The organism is Variovorax sp. CCNWLW235, assembly GCF_037204085.1.
In the GTDB taxonomy this organism is placed as follows: Bacteria; Pseudomonadota; Gammaproteobacteria; order Burkholderiales; family Burkholderiaceae_C; genus Variovorax.
Window position 1 is genome coordinate 16,109 of the sequence record NZ_JBBCBW010000006.1, and the last position, 16,540, is coordinate 32,648.

Annotated in this window: 12 protein-coding genes; 7 read left to right on the forward strand and 5 right to left on the reverse strand. The window is 67.3% G+C overall.

What is annotated here, in order from left to right; all coding sequences use genetic code 11:
- Genes phoU through phoR form a run of 3 tightly spaced genes read left to right on the forward strand, consistent with a single transcriptional unit; the run spans position 1 to position 2,804 of the window.
- On the forward strand, positions 1-702 hold the full coding sequence (gene phoU, locus V9L21_RS09010; RefSeq protein WP_126746519.1) for a phosphate signaling complex protein PhoU: 702 nt from the start codon (positions 1-3) through the stop codon (positions 700-702).
- Between the two features lie 27 nt (positions 703-729).
- Positions 730-1,422, forward strand: a complete 693-nt coding sequence (phoB, locus tag V9L21_RS09015; RefSeq protein ID WP_126746518.1) for a phosphate regulon transcriptional regulator PhoB — start codon at positions 730-732, stop codon at positions 1,420-1,422.
- A gap of 44 nt (positions 1,423-1,466) precedes the next feature.
- Positions 1,467-2,804 (forward strand): phosphate regulon sensor histidine kinase PhoR, encoded by a 1,338-nt coding sequence (phoR, locus tag V9L21_RS09020; RefSeq protein ID WP_337311078.1) that lies wholly within the window; start codon positions 1,467-1,469, stop codon positions 2,802-2,804.
- Here the strand turns inward: phoR and V9L21_RS09025 are convergent.
- The 3 genes from V9L21_RS09025 to V9L21_RS09035 form a co-directional block, all read right to left on the reverse strand.
- A complete protein-coding gene (locus V9L21_RS09025) occupies positions 2,793-4,136 on the reverse strand; it encodes an MATE family efflux transporter (protein WP_337311080.1) in 1,344 nt (447 codons plus the stop codon). The two genes, phoR and V9L21_RS09025, sit on opposite strands and share 12 nt — an antisense overlap.
- Before the next feature lie 3 nt (positions 4,137-4,139).
- Positions 4,140-5,876, reverse strand: coding sequence for a hypothetical protein (locus tag V9L21_RS09030; protein WP_337311082.1), 1,737 nt, complete (start codon positions 5,874-5,876; stop codon positions 4,140-4,142).
- Positions 5,877-5,957: 81 nt separating this feature from the next.
- Complete coding sequence (locus tag V9L21_RS09035) at positions 5,958-6,227, reverse strand: type B 50S ribosomal protein L31 (protein ID WP_019653042.1); 270 nt, start codon at positions 6,225-6,227, stop codon at positions 5,958-5,960.
- Between the two features lie 153 nt (positions 6,228-6,380).
- Between V9L21_RS09035 and V9L21_RS09040 the strand changes: the two genes are divergently transcribed.
- Complete coding sequence (locus V9L21_RS09040; RefSeq protein WP_337311084.1) at positions 6,381-7,454, forward strand: oxidoreductase; 1,074 nt, start codon at positions 6,381-6,383, stop codon at positions 7,452-7,454.
- A gap of 53 nt (positions 7,455-7,507) precedes the next feature.
- On the opposite strand, the gene rho is transcribed toward V9L21_RS09040, so the two are convergent.
- Positions 7,508-8,773 (reverse strand): transcription termination factor Rho, encoded by a 1,266-nt coding sequence (rho, locus tag V9L21_RS09045; protein WP_012747432.1) that lies wholly within the window; start codon positions 8,771-8,773, stop codon positions 7,508-7,510.
- A 179-nt stretch (positions 8,774-8,952) separates the two neighbouring features.
- Positions 8,953-9,285 carry a thioredoxin TrxA gene (trxA, locus tag V9L21_RS09050; RefSeq protein WP_012747433.1) on the reverse strand — a complete coding sequence of 111 codons (333 nt, stop codon included), beginning with the start codon at positions 9,283-9,285 and terminating at the stop codon, positions 8,953-8,955.
- Positions 9,286-9,443: 158 nt separating this feature from the next.
- Between trxA and V9L21_RS09055 the strand changes: the two genes are divergently transcribed.
- Genes V9L21_RS09055 through V9L21_RS09065 form a run of 3 tightly spaced genes read left to right on the forward strand, consistent with a single transcriptional unit; the run spans position 9,444 to position 16,539 of the window.
- Entirely contained in the window at positions 9,444-12,041 is a 2,598-nt protein-coding gene (locus V9L21_RS09055) for a PD-(D/E)XK nuclease family protein (RefSeq protein WP_337311085.1), read from the forward strand.
- Complete coding sequence (locus V9L21_RS09060; protein ID WP_337311087.1) at positions 12,038-15,298, forward strand: UvrD-helicase domain-containing protein; 3,261 nt, start codon at positions 12,038-12,040, stop codon at positions 15,296-15,298. Before V9L21_RS09055 ends, V9L21_RS09060 begins: the two co-directional genes overlap by 4 nt.
- Positions 15,295-16,539, forward strand: coding sequence for a TIGR03862 family flavoprotein (locus V9L21_RS09065; RefSeq protein ID WP_337311089.1), 1,245 nt, complete (start codon positions 15,295-15,297; stop codon positions 16,537-16,539). Before V9L21_RS09060 ends, V9L21_RS09065 begins: the two co-directional genes overlap by 4 nt.
- Position 16,540 lies beyond the last annotated feature (1 nt).

Consider the following 16,540-nt stretch of genomic DNA (forward strand, 5'->3'; position numbering starts at 1 on the left):
ATGACTGAAAAACATCTCTCCAGCCAGTTCGACAGCGAACTCAACGGCGTTTCGTCGCGCGTGATGGAGCTCGGCGGCATGGTCGAGGCGCAAATCCACCAGGCGGTGTATGCGCTGCTGCAGTTCGACCCCGAGGCGGCCGACCGCGTGATGGAAACCGAGCACCGCGTCAACGCGATGGAGATCGAGATCGACCGCGAGCTGTCGTCGATCATTGCGCGGCGCCAGCCGACCGCGCGCGACCTGCGCCTTCTGATCGCCATCTCCAAGACCACGGCCAACCTGGAGCGCGTGGGCGACGAGGCCAACAAGATCGCACGCATGGTCAAGTCGATCATCGAGAGCGGTTCGGCCCGCGCGCTGCCTTCGAACGAACTGCGCATTGCCGCCGACCTGGCCTCGGGCCTGCTGCGCACCGCGCTTGACGCATTCGCGCGCCTGGACACGGCCGCCGCGCTGTCGATCCTGAAGGACGACGACCTGATCGACAAGGAGTTCGACGGCTTCGTGCGCAAGCTGGTCACCTACATGATGGAAGACCCGCGCACGATCTCGGCCAGCCTCGACCTGCTGTTCCTGGCCAAGGCCATCGAACGCATCGGAGACCACGCCAAGAATATCGCCGAGTTCATCATCTACATCGTCAAGGGCGCCGATGTACGGCACACTTCGATGCAGGAAATCGAATCGGCGCTGCAGTAACAACGAGCGCCAGACTCCCCAGAAAGCATGAAGAAACCCCGAGTCCTGATCGTCGAAGACGAGTCGTCGATCGCCGAGCTGATCGCCGTCAACCTGCGCCACAACGGCTTCGAGCCGATCTGGTCGGAAGACGGTGCCGCAGCCCAGCGCGAGATCGACGCTTTCCTGCCGGACCTGATCCTGCTCGACTGGATGCTGCCGGGCCAGAGCGGCCTGCAGCTCGCCCGCCAGTGGCGCAAGGACGCACGCACCAAGGCAATCCCGATCCTGATGCTGACCGCGCGCGGCGACGAGCCCGACAAGGTGGCCGGCCTGGACGCGGGTGCCGACGACTACATCACCAAGCCGTTCTCCACCCAGGAAATGCTCGCGCGCATCCGCGCCGTGCTGCGCCGCCGTGCGCCCGAGGTGGTGACCGAGCGGGTTGAAATCGGCGAGCTCGCGCTCGACACCGCCACGCATCGCGTCACCTGGCAGGGCAATGCGCTCAAGGTGGGCCCGACCGAGTTCAAGCTGCTGGCGTATTTGATGCAGCATGCCGAGCGCGTGCACAGCCGCGCGCAGTTGCTCGACAAGGTCTGGGGCGACCATGTCTACATCGAGGAACGCACGGTCGACGTGCACGTCAAGCGCCTGCGCGAATCGCTGGGCGCCGCGGCACCCATGGTCGAAACCGTGCGCGGTGCCGGCTATCGCCTGACTGCCCAAGTCACGGTTTGAAGAGCGCGGTGTTCATCGACCGCGGGCGCGGATAATCGCGCGCCATGCCTTACCGTATTGCTACTTTTCTTATAGCGTCCATCGTCTTGGGGTTGGGCGCTGCAGCCATTTTTGGCTGGAAGTTCGGGTGGCTGGGCGCCTGGCTGGGCGCGGTGCTCTGGCTGGCGCTGGACGCATGGCGGGCCGAGCGCCTGCTGAGGGTGCTGCGCAACAACGCCTCGGGGCTGCCCACGCGCGGAGCCGGCGTATGGGGCGAGCTCGCGGAACGCATCCGCAAGCTGCTGCGCGAGCGCGAGCAGCAGACCCGGCAGGCCGAAGAGCGCCTTCAGGAGTTTCTGGCGGCCATCCAGGCGTCTCCCAACGGGGTGATCCTGCTCGATGAGCAGGGCCGCATCGAATGGTGCAACCAGACGGCGGCCGCCCAGTTCGGCATCAACGCCGAGCGCGACCTTTTGCAGCACCTTGCAAACCTGGTGCGCGACCCGGCCTTCGTGGCCTACCTGGCCTCGTGGAACTACAGCCGCGACGTCGTCATCGATGCCTCGGGCCACGGCCAGGCGCAGCAGCGCAGCCATCCGGTACGGCTCTCGGTGCAGGTGCACCCCTATGCCGGCAACCGCCGCATGCTGCTCACGCGCGACATCACCGCGGTAGAGCAGGCGGAGGCGATGCGGCGCGATTTCGTCGCCAATGTTTCGCATGAAATCCGCACGCCGCTGACGGTGCTGGCCGGCTTTGTCGAAACGCTGCAGAACCTGCCGCTCGATGCGGAGGAGCGCACAAGGTATCTCTCGCTGATGAGCCAGCAGTCGCACCGCATGGAAACGCTGGTGAATGACCTGCTGACGCTCTCGCGCCTCGAAGGCAGCGCGCCGCCTTCGGGCAGCCAGTGGATCCGCATTCGCGCGCTGCTTGCCCAGTGCGAGGACGAAGGGCGCGGGTTGTCCGGCCGGCTGGTGCCGCAGGGGCATCGGCTTTCCTTCACCATCGAGGCCGAATCCGAAATCTCCGGCGCGCCGACCGAGCTGCAAAGCGCCATGTCGAACCTGCTGACCAACGCCATTCGCTACACGCCCGGCGGTGGCGAGGTGGCGGTGACCTGGCGGCGCCTGCCCGACGGGCGCGGTGAATACGCGGTGCGCGACACCGGCCCCGGCATTGCCGCCGAGCACATTCCCCGCCTGACGGAGCGCTTCTACCGAATCGACCGCAGCCGCTCGCGCGAGACTGGCGGCACCGGGCTGGGGCTGGCCATCGTCAAGCACATTGCGCAGCGACACGGGGCTGAACTGCGCATCGAGAGCACAGTGGGCAAGGGCTCCCGCTTTGCGCTGGTTTTTCCGGCGAACCGGGTACGGGAAGCGCGGCTGCTAGCGAAGTGAACGCCGCATCGTCCACCGCAGCAGGGCGCCGAACAGCACGGCAGTGACCGTGAGCGCGCCCGAGCCCATGAGCCAGAACGCAAGCGGCGACTGCATCGCGGGCCAGGGCCCCAGGCCGCGGTAGGCCAGCAGATAGCTGCCGCCAAGGCCCAGGCCCCACAGCAGCGTGCAATAGATGACGAGCGGCGCCAGCGTGACGCGGTAGCAGCGCAGCACGAAGACGCACAGCGTCTGCAGCGCGTCGGCAAAGTGATAGACCGCCACCACCAGCAGCAACGCCGCGGCAATCGCCACCACGGCCGGGTTGTCCGAATACACGTGGGCCAGCTTGAAGCGCAGTGCCACCATGGCGCCAGCGAAGAACAGTGCGCACAGGGCGGTGAGTTCAAACCCCATGCGGCAGGCGCGGCGGGCTCGTGCCGCATGGCCGGCACCCAGCCAGAAGCTCACGCGCGCGCTGGTGGCAATGGCCAGCGAAAGCGGCACCATGTAGGCCACTGCCAGCAGGTTCGAGGCAATCTGGTGCGCGGCGGCCGCGGCCGTGCCGAGGCGGGCGATGAACAGCGCCATCAGGGTGAACGAGGTCACCTCTACCAGCACCGCCAAACCGCCGGGAATGCCAAGGCTCGCAAACTGGCGGATCTGCCGCCAGTCGGGTGCCTCGATGCGTTCCCACAGCCGGTAGTCCTTGTAGAAGGAACTGCTGCGCAGCAGCCATGCCGCACAGGCCAGCATCGCCCAGTTCACGCACAGCGTGGCCCAGGCGCAGCCCACCAGGCCCATGGCCGGCAGGCCCGCGCCGCCGAAGGTGAACCAGATCGACAGCGGCAGCTTCACGAACAGCGAGCCGAGCTGCAGCCAGGTGACGACCTGCGGCTTGCCGAGGCTCTGGTTCAGCGTGCTGAACAGACGGAAGAGCAGGGCAGGCGGCAGCGCAAATGCCAGCACCGCAAGGTAGGCCTCCACGCCGGCGCGCATTTCGGGAGGCACCTGGGTCCAGCGCAACACGGCGCCAGGGAACAGCAGCACCGCCATGCCGACGGCAATGGTGATGGCGCTCAGGTAAAGCGACTGCCGCACCGAGCGGCCGACTTCGCTCCTGCGGTCGGCGCCGTGCAGTTCGGCCCACACGGGCAGCAGCGCCTGCAGCACGCCCATCAGCGAGACGAACACGCTGATGAATACGGCCGCGCCCACCGACAGCGCGGCGAGGGCGCTCTCGGCATAGCGCCCGGCCACGATGGTGTCGGTCACGCCGAATGCCATCACGGCCAGCTGGCCGACCAGCACCGTGCCGGCGTGCCGCGCGATCAGACCTCTTTCGCCACTCACTTGCTACGGTGCGATCTTTTGATAGAGCAGCAGGTCGTCGGTCGCGCTGCTGGGCCGGCGCAGCGTGCCGCTGAAACGCCATTGCTCCAGGGGAATGATGGTGTGCAGCCGCTCGATGGTTTCGGGGCTCACCAGCAGCCACGGGCAATTGGTGCCAAGGAGCAGCGGCTGCAGGTTGAAGCGGCCATGGTGCTGCAGGGCCGCAATGTGCGCACGGCTGAGCGCCAGTTCGGCAACGCAGCTTGGCTGCCCGACCCGCTCGGCCACCGCGCGCACTTGCGGAACGTAGCTGCGCGCATAGTCGATGGAAGGCAGCCAGAGCGTCATCAGCAGCATCCAGCACAGCGCCGTGCCGCCCGCCGGGAGCACCAGCGTTTTCCAGAGCGCGGCTTGGTGCCGCCCGGTGCGCCAGCGCACCACCCAACACCAGGTAATGGTTGCGGCCAGGGCCAGAACGAACGGAACGATAGAGAACTCGGGCACGAAGCCTGGCACCAGGCGTGCCACGCTGGCCGCCGGCTTGGGCGGCACCCCGGTCTGCATGGCGATCCAGTAGACCCAGCCCAGCACGGCCAGGCCGCTGAAGAACAGCACGTTGAACCAGTCGATCAGCGCCGCCGCGCTGCGCCGGAAGGTCGGCAGCGCAAAGGCCGCCAGCGTGGCGAGCGCGGGCAGCGCCAGCAGCAGCGACCGGTCGGAATAGTCGGTGGTCCAGGTGGCGGCCAGCGGCACCAGCGCAAACCAGAAGGGCAGGGCCACGTGGCGCGCGGTGAGCTGCCGGCGCCAGCGCCAGAGCGTCCAGATGGCAAGGGGCCACACCGGCCAGGTGAACCACACCAGCAGCTTGGCCTGGCTGCGCACGTCGCCCAGCACGGAGGTGCTGCTCGGGTGCCTGCCCGGCAGCTGGATTTTCCATTCGAGCAGACCGAGGCCGATGGCCAGCGCCGCAGCCACCAGCGCGACTGCAACCATCGTCGCGAGCGCGCCCCGTGTGTAGCCGGGGCCTTCGTCCGTCGTTGTGTCGGCCTTGCGCGCGGTGCGCCGCTCGGAGGCCATGAAGAGCGCACTACCGATCGCCAGTGCCAGCCCGACCGTGGGACCACCGCTCAGCGTCATGCCGACCGTGCCGACGATCAGCGCGATCACGGGGCCGACTCGGCGGTATGGCAGCGCGGCCACGCCGTAGAAGAGATGCGATGCGAAGTACAGCTGCGCCAGGGCCGGCGTGGTTTCGTGGCCGAGCTGGGCCAGGCCCAGGCAGGCGATCAGCGCCAGCAAGCCGCCGTCGGCGATGGCGCGTGCGTAGTCGGTGGGGCGTGCCTCACCGCCGAAGGCAAAAGCCACCGGCTGGGCCCGCGAGGTGCGGGCGAGGTAGTAAACCGCGTACCAGGTGGCGGTGAACGTGCCCCAGAGCATCAGCGCAAAGACGACGCGCACGGCAAGGTCGGGGTGCACCCAGGAGGGCGCGATCTTGATGGCCCAGGCGCCGATCCAGTACGGAATGAGCGCCGGTGTTTCAGGGCGCAGGCCCAGCAGCATGGGATCGAACCAGCGCGCAATGCCTTCGGTGGTGCGCGCCAGTTCGGCCATGTAGCCGAACGACGTGATATCTGCGCTCTTCCACGGGCCGCGTCCCACAAGGCCCGGCAGGAGGTAGGCGGCGCATAACAACAGCAACGCAATGCGCGGCAACCGGCGCACGGCGCTCTGGGCAACGATCGCAGGAGTGGGTTGATTCACAAAGATGAGCGAACGGCGGTTTTGGGAAAGAAAAAGGGCAGCGCGGTAAACCGGGCTGCCCTCAGTGCGAAAGCGCGTGCTTTACTTGGAAGCAGCGCCGGTCGTCTTGCCGAAGCGGTTGCGGAACTTCTCGACGCGACCGCCCATGTTGTCGACCGACTTTTGCGTGCCGGTGTAGAACGGGTGCGATTCGCTCGTGGTGTCGAGCTTGAACAGCGGCAGTTCGCGGCCGTCGTCGGTCTTGCCCATTTCCTTGGTGTTCGCGCACGAACGGGTCACGAACTTGAAGCCGTTCGACATGTCGACGAACAGAACTTCGCGGTAATTCGGGTGAATGCCTTCTTTTGCCATGGTGTTTCCTTTGGGGTCGATGCGAGAGCCACAAGCGTGCCGGCAGGGGGCAGGCTGTTCCTTGGGGAAGCGCCGGGCAAAACGCCCAGCCGCACTTTTCGCGGAGCCGTCGATTATCGCATACTGGCCGTTTCGAGCGAAAGGCCTCCGTAGATGACCTCCAGAACCTTGCGCACCGGCCTTGTCGGCTACGGCTTTGCCGGCCAGACTTTTCATGCGCCCGTGCTTTCGGCCGTGTCGGGGCTCGAACTGGCGGCCGTGGCCAGCTCGCAGCCGCAAAAAGTCAATGCCGACTGGCCGAATGCAGCCGTGGTGCCCGACGTGGAGGCGCTCGTGGCCCGCCCGGACATCGACCTGGTGGTGGTCGCCACCCCCAACGCGCTGCACTATCCGGTTGCCAAGGCGGCGCTGGCGGCCGGCAAGCACGTGGTGGTGGACAAGCCTTTCACCCTCGACGTGGCCGAGGCCCGGGATCTGGAAGCGTTGGCTCGGCGCAACAACCGGGTGCTGGCGGTTTACCAGAACCGGCGCTTCGACGCCGACTACCTCACGCTCAAGGACGTGCTGGCCAGCGGCGAACTCGGCCGCCCGGTGTACCTGGAATCGCATTTCGACCGCTTCCGCCCCGAGGTTCGGGACCGCTGGCGCGAGCAGAAGGTGCCCGGCGCGGGCCTGTGGGTCGACCTGGGTGCGCACCTGGTCGACCAGGCCGTTCAACTGTTTGGAAAGCCCGATTCGCTGCAGCTCGACACCGCGGCGCTGCGCGACGGGGCGCAGGTCGAAGACTACTTTCATGCCGTGCTGCGCTACGAAAGCGGCCCGCATGCGCCGCTGCGCGTGGTGCTTCACGCCACGACGCTGGCGGCCCATGCGGCGCCGCGCTACATCATCCACGGCACACGCGGCAGCTACATCAAGCATGGCGTCGATCCGCAGGAAGACGCGCTGCGCGCCGGACAGCGGCCGCCCATGGCGGGGTGGGGCGCAGACCCGCAAGACGGCGAACTCGTGGTGCCCGGCAGCGACGGCGGCGAGCCGCAGCGCCGCGTTTGGCCCACGCGGGCCGGCAACTACGTCGACTACTACGCTGCGGTGCGCGATGCGATCCTTGGCACTGGGCCGAATCCGGTGCCTCCCGAGCAGGCCGTCGCGCTGATGGAACTGCTCGATATCGGCCAGCAGAGCGCGGCCGAGGGGCGGGCGATCCGCATCGTCGAACGCCCATGAAAAAAGCGCGTTGACCGGGAGGGTCAACACGCTTTTGCGGCGAGCGTGGGAGCTCAGCCGCCGCGACGCATCATGTCGAAGAACTCGACATTCGTTTTCGTCGCCTTCATGTTCTTGAGCATCAGCTCCATCGACTCGATCTCGTCCATGTTGTACATGAGCTGGCGCAGGATGCGGGTCTTCTGCAGGATCTCGGGGGCGAGCAGCAGTTCTTCGCGGCGCGTGCCGCTGCGGTTGAGCTGGATCGACGGGAACACGCGCTTTTCGTACAGGCGGCGGTCCAGGTGGATTTCGGAGTTGCCGGTGCCCTTGAACTCTTCGAAGATCACTTCGTCCATGCGGCTGCCGGTGTCGATCAGCGCGGTGCCGATGATGGTCAGCGAGCCGCCTTCTTCCACGTTGCGCGCGGCGCCCAGGAAGCGCTTGGGGCGCTGCAGCGCGTTGGAGTCGACACCGCCGGTCAGCACCTTGCCCGACGAGGGCACGACGTTGTTATAGGCGCGGGCAAGGCGGGTGATCGAGTCGAGCAGGATCACCACGTCCTTCTTGAGCTCGACCAGGCGCTTGGCGCGCTCGATCACCATTTCGGCCACGTGCACGTGGCGCGCGGCGGGTTCGTCGAAGGTCGAGGCAATGACCTCGCCCTTCACGGTGCGCTGCATTTCGGTCACTTCTTCAGGCCGCTCGTCCACCAGCAGCACCATCATGTGCACTTCGGGGTAGTTGGCGCTGATGGCGTGGGCAATGTGCTGCATCATCACCGTCTTGCCGCTCTTGGGCGGCGCCACCAGCAGGGCGCGCTGGCCCTTGCCGATGGGGGCGATGATGTCGATGATCCGGCCCGTGATGTTCTCGTCGCTCTTGATGCCGTCGCGCTCGAGCTTCATCTGCTCCTTGGGGAACAGCGGCGTCAGGTTTTCGAACATCACCTTGTGCTTGTTCTGTTCGGGCGGACCGTCGTTGACCTTGTCGAGCTTGGTCAGCGCGAAGTAGCGCTCGCCGTCCTTGGGCGTGCGCACTTCGCCTTCGATCATGTCGCCGGTGTGCAGGTTGAAGCGGCGCACCTGGCTCGGCGAAATGTAGATGTCGTCCGTGCTGGCCGTGAAGCTGGTGTCCGGGCTGCGTAGAAAGCCGAAGCCGTCGGGCAGGATTTCGAGCACGCCGTCGGCGAAGACCTGCTCGCCGGCCTTGGCGCGCTTCTTGATGATCGCGAACATCAGCTCTTGCTTGCGCATGCGGCCGACGTTTTCGATCTCAAGCGCTTCAGCCTGCTTGAGGACTTCAGACACGTGGAGTGCCTTGAGTTCGTTTAAGTGCATGGAATGACCCCTCGCGGGGTAATCGATCGGAAAACGGGGGGAGGTTAAACGTGAAGCGAGAACTGCTTCACTAACCGGGGAACTCGAACCGGTTGCCTGAAAGGGCCGGTGATCTGTGGGAGATTATGACAGGAAAAATCGTCCGGCCAACGCATTGCGCGCTGGCCGGTTGAAATGTCTCAGGCTAGCTGCTGGTCGATGAAGGCCGTGAGTTGCGCCTTGCTCATGGCGCCGACCTTGGTGGCGGCCAGCTGGCCGTCCTTGAACAGCATGAGCGTGGGGATGCCGCGGATGCCGAACTTGGCCGGAATGTCGCGGTTTTCGTCCACGTTGAGCTTGGCGATCTGCAGCTTGCCTTCGTAGGCGGTCGACACTTCATCCAGGATGGGTGCGATCATCTTGCAGGGGCCGCACCATTCGGCCCAGTAGTCGACCAGCACGGGCTGGCTGGACTTGAGCACGTCGGCTTCGAAGGAAGAATCGGAGATGTGTTTGATCAGGTCGCTGGCCATGTGATGTGTCCTTGTGCGCGGAGAGTTTCGGTGCAGCTAAAGTGCTGGTCATTGTGACAGAAACCAAGGGGTGGGGTGCCGTGCGGGAACGCTATGGCGCCGATAGCAAAAGCCCTTTGCGCGTCGCGCCCCCACGCCCTCCAACCCCTCGATAGAACATGAACGAAGGCCACCCCGTCCAGGCCCTGTGGTGCGACCCCGCCGACGGCGTGGTTGCCCGCATTGCCGCCGCTATTGCAGAGCGCCAACTGCACGCGGCGCGCACCGTGGTGCTGGTGCCCTATGCGCAACTCATGGGAGTCGCCCGCGGCATGTGGGCGCGCTGCGGCAGCCCGGGCTTCGTGCCCCGGTTCGAAACCACGCGCAACTGGGCGCGCAGCTCGGGCGGTTTCTTGCCCACGGGCTACGACATCGCATTCGACATGGCGCGCGACCTGGTAACGGCACAGGCGCTGCTGTCGCAGGCCGGCTTTGCCGCCGAACGCTTTGCGCTGGCGGGGCGGGTGGTCGAGCTGGCCTACCAGCTGGCTCCGCTGGCGGCCGCCGCGTTGCCGCAAGAGCGCGGCAGCGAATGGGCGCAGAAGGCGGCCCACGTGGCCGAAGCGGGCAACGAGTCGGAGTGGTTTCGCATCGAAAGCGCGCTGATCCGCGTTGCGGTGGCCTGGGCTGCCAACTCGGGCTATGCCACCGATGTGCTGCTGCGCGAGAACGTGCGCACGCAGGTCGATGCGCTCATCGTGCTCGAAGGCTTCCAGACCGATCCGCTCACGCAGACGCTGTGCAACTTGTGGGGCGACCGCGCGATTCATCTCTCGCTGGTGCCCACGGCGCCGCCCGCCGCAGCCGCGAGTGCGCATGTCGCTGACGACCCCGAGGACGAGGCGGAACTGGCCGCCGCGTGCGTGCTGCGGCACCTGGCAGAGGGCCGCGCGCCGGTCGCGCTCATCACCACCGATCGCGCGCTCACGCGGCGCATCGGCGCGCAGCTCCAGGCGCACGGCATCACGGCGCACGACGAAACCGGCTGGAAGCTTTCCACCACGCGCGCCGCCGCCACCGTGATGAGCGCGCTGCGCGCCTGCGCCCACGACGCGGGCAGCGACCAGGTGCTCGAATGGCTCAAGAGTAGCGCCGACGGCGATGCGCTCGCCGTGCAGGCACTCGAGGTGCGGCTGCGGCGCGAAGGCGTGCGCGAGTGGTCCGCCTGGTGCGGACAGGCCGCCCGCAGCGAAAAGCCGCAAGACATCGCACTGTTGCCCTTCACAGAAGCAGTGGAGGGCCGCCGCATGGCCATGGCCCGTTCCAGGCCGCTCGCCGACTGGCTTCGCGCCTTGCGCGAGCTGCTCGAAGCCGGCGGGCAGTGGGAGCCGCTCGCCGCCGACATGGCCGGTGGCAAGGTGATCGGTGCCCTGTGGCTCGACGCCGGCGCGCACGGCGATGACGACGAATTTCCCGGTGGACGCCACACGCTGGCCGAGTTCACCGCGTGGGTGCGCGACGTGCTCGAAGACGCCAGCTTTGTGCCGCCAGCCGGTGGCGACGTGCCCCAGGTGGTGGTGTTGCCGTTGCACCAGCTGTTGGGCCGGGCCTTCGGCGCGGTGGTCATTCCAGGCTGCGACGACCGGCGCCTGCCTGCCTCGCCCGAGCCGCCCGGCAACTGGAGCGCCGCCCAGCGCGCAGAACTCGGCTTGCCCGCGCGCGAAACGCTCGAGGCCGCGCAACGTTCGGCCTGGTCCGCCGCCTTGTGCAACCCTTGCTGCGAACTGCTGTGGCGCCGATCCGATGCCAGCGGTGAACCCGTGCGGCCGAGCCCGCTGGTGCAGGCGCTGCAGCTCGACCATGCGTTGCAAATGGCGGCCGACCCACGCACGCCGCGCGAGGTTGCGCTGCAGCCGACCTTGTACCCGACGCCCTCTGGAGCGCTACTGCCGCTGCGGAACATTTCGACCAGCGTCTACGAAGACCTGCGCCGCTGCCCCTACCGTTTCTTCGCGTTGCGGCAACTGGGCCTGCGCAGTGCCGATGAGCTCGATGCCGAGGTCGACAAGCGCGACTTCGGCAACTGGCTGCATGCCGTGCTGGGCCACTTTCATGAGGCGCTGAAGGAAACCCCCACCAATGAGATGGCGGAGCGGTTGGCGTACATCACCGCCGCAGCCGAGCGCGCCACGCACGAGTTCGCGCTCTCCGATGCCGAGTTCCTGCCGTTCGCCGCGGCGTGGCCGGCGGTGCGCGACGGCTACCTGCAGTGGCTCGCCGGCCATGAGGCAAGCGGCGCGGTGTTCGCCGAATCGGAACCGTGGATGGAGCAGCCGCTGGGAAACCTGCAACTGGTCGGCCGGCTGGACCGCATCGACCGCATGCCCGACGGGCAAGCCTTCGTGATCGACTACAAGACCGAGTCGGCCGCGGTCACCAAGGAGCGCGTGAAAGATCCGACCGAAGACACGCAGCTGGCCTTCTATGCCGCGCTGGTGGCCGACGACACTCTGCGCGCGGCCTACGTCAACGTCGGTGAGAAGTCGTCCGGCACGCAGACCGTCGAGCAGCCTGTGGTGGTCGAGGCGCGAGATGCGCTGGTCGCGGGCATCCTCGACGATTTCACCCGCATTGCCGAGGGGGCGGCGCTCCCGCCATTAGGGGAGGGTGCCATCTGCGACTACTGCGCGGCACGGGGGCTTTGCAGAAAAGACTTCTGGGAGATCGAACAACCTCCGCCTTCGACTGACGCTGTGCCCGGAGGGCCCGCCCAATGAACGGCGCCGCCTACGAACACAACGGCCGGCACGTCACGCGCGAGGCCTTCTACACCGTCGCCTGCGATCCGCGCCGCTCCGTTGCGGTCGAAGCCTGCGCCGGCGCGGGCAAGACCTGGATGCTGGTGTCCCGCATCTTGCGCGCGCTGCTCGAAGAGGGCGAATCCGCCTGCGAGCCGCACGAGATTCTGGCCATTACCTTCACCAAGAAGGCTGCTGGAGAGATGCGTGAGCGGCTCGACCAATGGCTGGAGCAGTTCGCCGAGCGCAGCCCCGAAGAGCTGGTGCGCGAACTGGTGATGCGCGGTGTCGATCCCGCGGCCGCGCTTGCCGCCGTTCCGCGCCTGAAAGGACTTTACAGGCGCTTGCTCGAAGGCGGCCGGCCGGTGCAGTTCCGTACCTTCCACGCCTGGTTTGCGGGGCTTTTGCGCAACGCGCCATTGGCAGTGTTGCGCGAACTCGGCCTGCCTGCGAACTACGAACTGCTCGAAGACGATGCCGAGGCGCGCTCACGCACCTGGCGCCCCTTCTTCGAGGCCGTGACGGCTGACAAGGAGGCGTTGGCCGACTACTACGCCGTCGTGGCCACCTACGGCCGTTCGCAGACCGCCAAGGCGCTGGGCGAAGCGCTCACGCGCCGTGTCGAGTTTGCGCTGTCCGACCCGGCGTCGGCGGTGCAGCACTTCAGCGCCATGCATCCCTCGCTCGAAGGCCTGGACGAACCGACCGATGCCTTGAGTGGAGACCTCGTCCGGCGCCGCTGGCTCGACCGTGCCGCCGCACTTGGCCGCGAAGCCAACAAGACACCGCAAAAGGCCGCCGAGGCGATCATCGACGTGTTCGGCACCGGCGAGCCGCCGACGGAGTCACGTGCCGCCGCCCTGGCGCACCTGCGCAAGAATTTCTTCGTCGCGGCGGAAGACCGGCTCACCAAGAACCTGCAGAAATTCCCTGCCGCGCAAGAAGCCGAAGCCGAGCTCCAGACCCTGTGCATGGCACAGGCCCAGCACGCGGCGTGGCTCTACCAGCAGCGCATGACGCGTCTCACGCGCATCCTCGTCTCCGCATTTGCCGAAGTGAAGCGCGCCCACGGATGGGTCGACATGAACGACGTCGAGCAAGCCGCTCAACTGCTGCTCGGCCAGTCGGCGCTGTCGGGCTGGGTGCAGGAGCGGCTCGATGCACGCATCGCCCATCTGCTGATCGACGAGTTCCAGGACACCAACCCGCTGCAGTGGCAGGCGCTCTACGGTTGGCTCAGCGCCTACACCGGTGCGGGCGGCAAGGCGCCGCGCGTTTTCATCGTGGGCGACCCGAAGCAGAGCATCTACCGCTTTCGCCGTGCCGAGCCGCAGGTCTTCATCGCTGCGAAAAAATTCGTGCGCGAAGGCCTGGGCGGCGAACTGCTCAACTGCGACCACACCCACCGCAACGCGCGTGCGGTGGTCGGCCTTGTCAACCAGGCGATGCTCGCCGCACAGCAAGCGGGTGAGTTCGACGGCTACCGCGCGCACACCACCGAGCGCAACGACGAGGGCGAACTGCTCAAGCTCCCGCCCATCGACCGCGATGCGGTCAGCACGGCCGCAGCCGCGCCTGCCGACGACGGCATGCTGCATTGGCGCGACAGCCTCGTTACGCCCCGCGTCTTGCCTGAAGAGCAGTTGCTGCAAAAGGAATGCGAGCAAGCGGCGCGATGGGTGGCGCAACGCATTGCCGACGGCACGCCGCCGCGGCAGATCATGGTGCTGGCGCGCCGGCGCAACCGCCTGTCCGCCATGCAGGACGCGCTACGCGAGCGTCACATTCCCGTGCAGCAGCCCGAAAAGAACGAGCTGCACGATGCGCCTGAAGTGCAGGACGTGGTCGCGCTGATCGATGCGCTGGTCTCGCCCGCGCACGACCTCTCCCTGGCACGTGCGCTCAAGTCGCCGCTGTTCGGCATCGGCGACGACGCGCTGGTGCAGTTGGCGCTGCGCCAGCGCGAGCAACCTTCGTCGAGCTGGTTCGCGTTGATTCAAAAGGGCGAAGACCTGCCGCCGGAACTGGTCGAGGCGGGCGCCAAGCTCAAGCAGTGGCGGCGCTGGCTTGCTGCGTTGCCACCGCACGATGCGCTCGATGCGATCTTTCACGATGGCGATGTGCTCGCCAGGTTCGGTGCCGCCATGCCCTCGGCCATGCGCCAGAGTGCCTTGGCCAATCTGCGTGGGTTGCTGGCGGCATCGCTCGAAATCGAAGGCGCCCGCTACGCCACGCCTTATGCGCTGGTGCGCGCATTGCGCGCCGGGGGCGTCAGGGCGCCGTCCGTCGCCGTGCCCGATGCGGTGCAACTGCTGACCGTGCACGGCGCCAAGGGCCTCGAGGCCGACACCGTGCTCATGCTCGACTGCGACGCGCCGCCTCCGCGCGCCCAGACCATGGGCGTGCTGGTCGAATGGAAGGGCAGCGACAGCGCACCGACGCGGTTCGTGTTTCTGGCGAGCGAGAAAACGCCGCCGGGCTGCGCCACCACGTTGCTTGAAGAAGAACAGCGCGCACGACACCGTGAGGAGCTCAACGGTCTTTACGTGGCGACCACCCGGGCGCGCGAGCGCCTTGTGCTGTCGTCGGTGCAGCCCGCCCGCGCCAACGAGGGCAGCTGGTGGGCGCGGCTCGAATCGATGTGCGAACCCGCCGAAGCCGACGAGCCGCTGATCGTGTTGCCGGCGGCTTCCGGCGCAGGCAGCTTCCCGATGAAGCAGATGCCCGTGCTCGCGCCAGCGGTCAAGGAACCCGTGGCGATCAAGAAAGCGGCTGACACTACCGTCGATGCGCGCGCTGCCGCGTTCGGCCAGGCGGTGCACCGCTTGCTCGAATGGGCCGAGCCGGGCGAGCCGTTGCCGGCCGCGCACGTGCGCGCCGCGGCGCGCGAGTTCTTGCTCGACGCGCAGCAGGCCCGCGGCGCCGCGGTGCTCGCCGAGCGCATTCGCGGCGGCGCCGGCGCATGGGCTTGGAATGAGCGCATGATCGACTGGCACGGCAATGAAGTCACCCTGGTGCACGAAGGCGAAACGCTGCGCATCGACAGGCTGGTGCGCGAGCGCGCCACCGGCGCCTGGTGGATCCTCGACTACAAATCTGCCGCCCGCCCCGAGCGCGACGCGGCACTCATCGCACAGATGCAGCGCTACCGCGCCGCCGTGCAACATGCCTATCCCGGTGCCACGGTGCGCGCCGCGTTCCTGACCGGGCAGGGCGAACTGGTAAATCTCGAATGACTCTTTCCCATACCGTCGCCGTGATCGGCGGCGGACCTGCCGGCCTCATGGCGGCCGAAGTCTTGAGCGCGTCCGGCGTGCAGGTGCACGTGTACGACGCCATGCCCTCGGTGGGCCGCAAGTTCCTGCTGGCCGGCCGCGGCGGGCTCAACCTTACGCACTCCGAGCCCTTCGACATCTTCATGAGCCGGTTCGGCGACCGGCGCGCGCAGCTCGAACCCATGCTCACCCACTTCGGCCCGGAGCAGGTGCGCCAATGGGCAGCGGGCCTGGGCATCGAGACCTTCGTCGGCACCTCGGGCCGCGTCTTCCCGACCGACATGAAAGCCGCGCCGTTGCTGCGTGCGTGGCTGCAGCGGCTGCGCGCAGCGGGCGTGCAGTTTCATATGCGCCATCGCTGGCTTGTGGGCGGAGATGCGCCGATAGCTGCGGCTTCGCTGCGGTTTGCCACCCCGGCCGGCGAAGCCACCGTGAAGGCCGATGCGGTAGTGCTCGCGCTCGGTGGTGCCAGTTGGGCGCGGCTGGGCTCCGATGGCGCATGGGCGCCGTGGCTCCAGGCGCGCGGCGTCGGCGTCGCACCGCTGCTGCCCGCCAATTGCGGCTTCGATGGAGCAGGGTGGAGCGAACATTTCTCCAGCCGGTTCGCGGGCCAGCCTTTCAAGTCTGTCGCCATTTCGTTCACCGACAGCCAAGGCCGCCGCTTTACGCGCAAGGGCGAGTTCGTTGCGACTGCCACCGGCATCGAGGGCAGCCTGATCTACGCAGCATCGGCATTGCTGCGCGACGAGATCGCCGCGCACGGCAGCGCCACGCTGCTGCTCGATCTGCTGCCAGACCGCAGCGCCGAACAGGTGTTGGCCGCCGTCACGCATCCGCGCGGCGCCCGTTCGCTCAGCAGCCACCTCAAGAGCCGGCTCGGCCTGGAAGGCATCAAGGCCGGCGTGCTGCACGAAGTGCTGAGCCGCGAGGCCATGCAAGACCCTGCGCAACTGGCAGCAACCATCAAGGCCGTACCGCTGCGCCTGGTTGCAGCACGCCCGATCGATGAAGCCATCAGCACCGCGGGTGGTGTTCGCTTCGATGCGCTGGACGAAGGGCTCATGGCAACTGAATTGCCCGGCGTGTTCGTTGCGGGAGAAATGCTCGATTGGGAGGCGCCGACCGGCGGTTACCTGCTGACGGCCTCCATGGCCAGTGGTGCGGCTGCGGCCCGCGGAGCCATCAAGCAACTGAGCCTTTGAA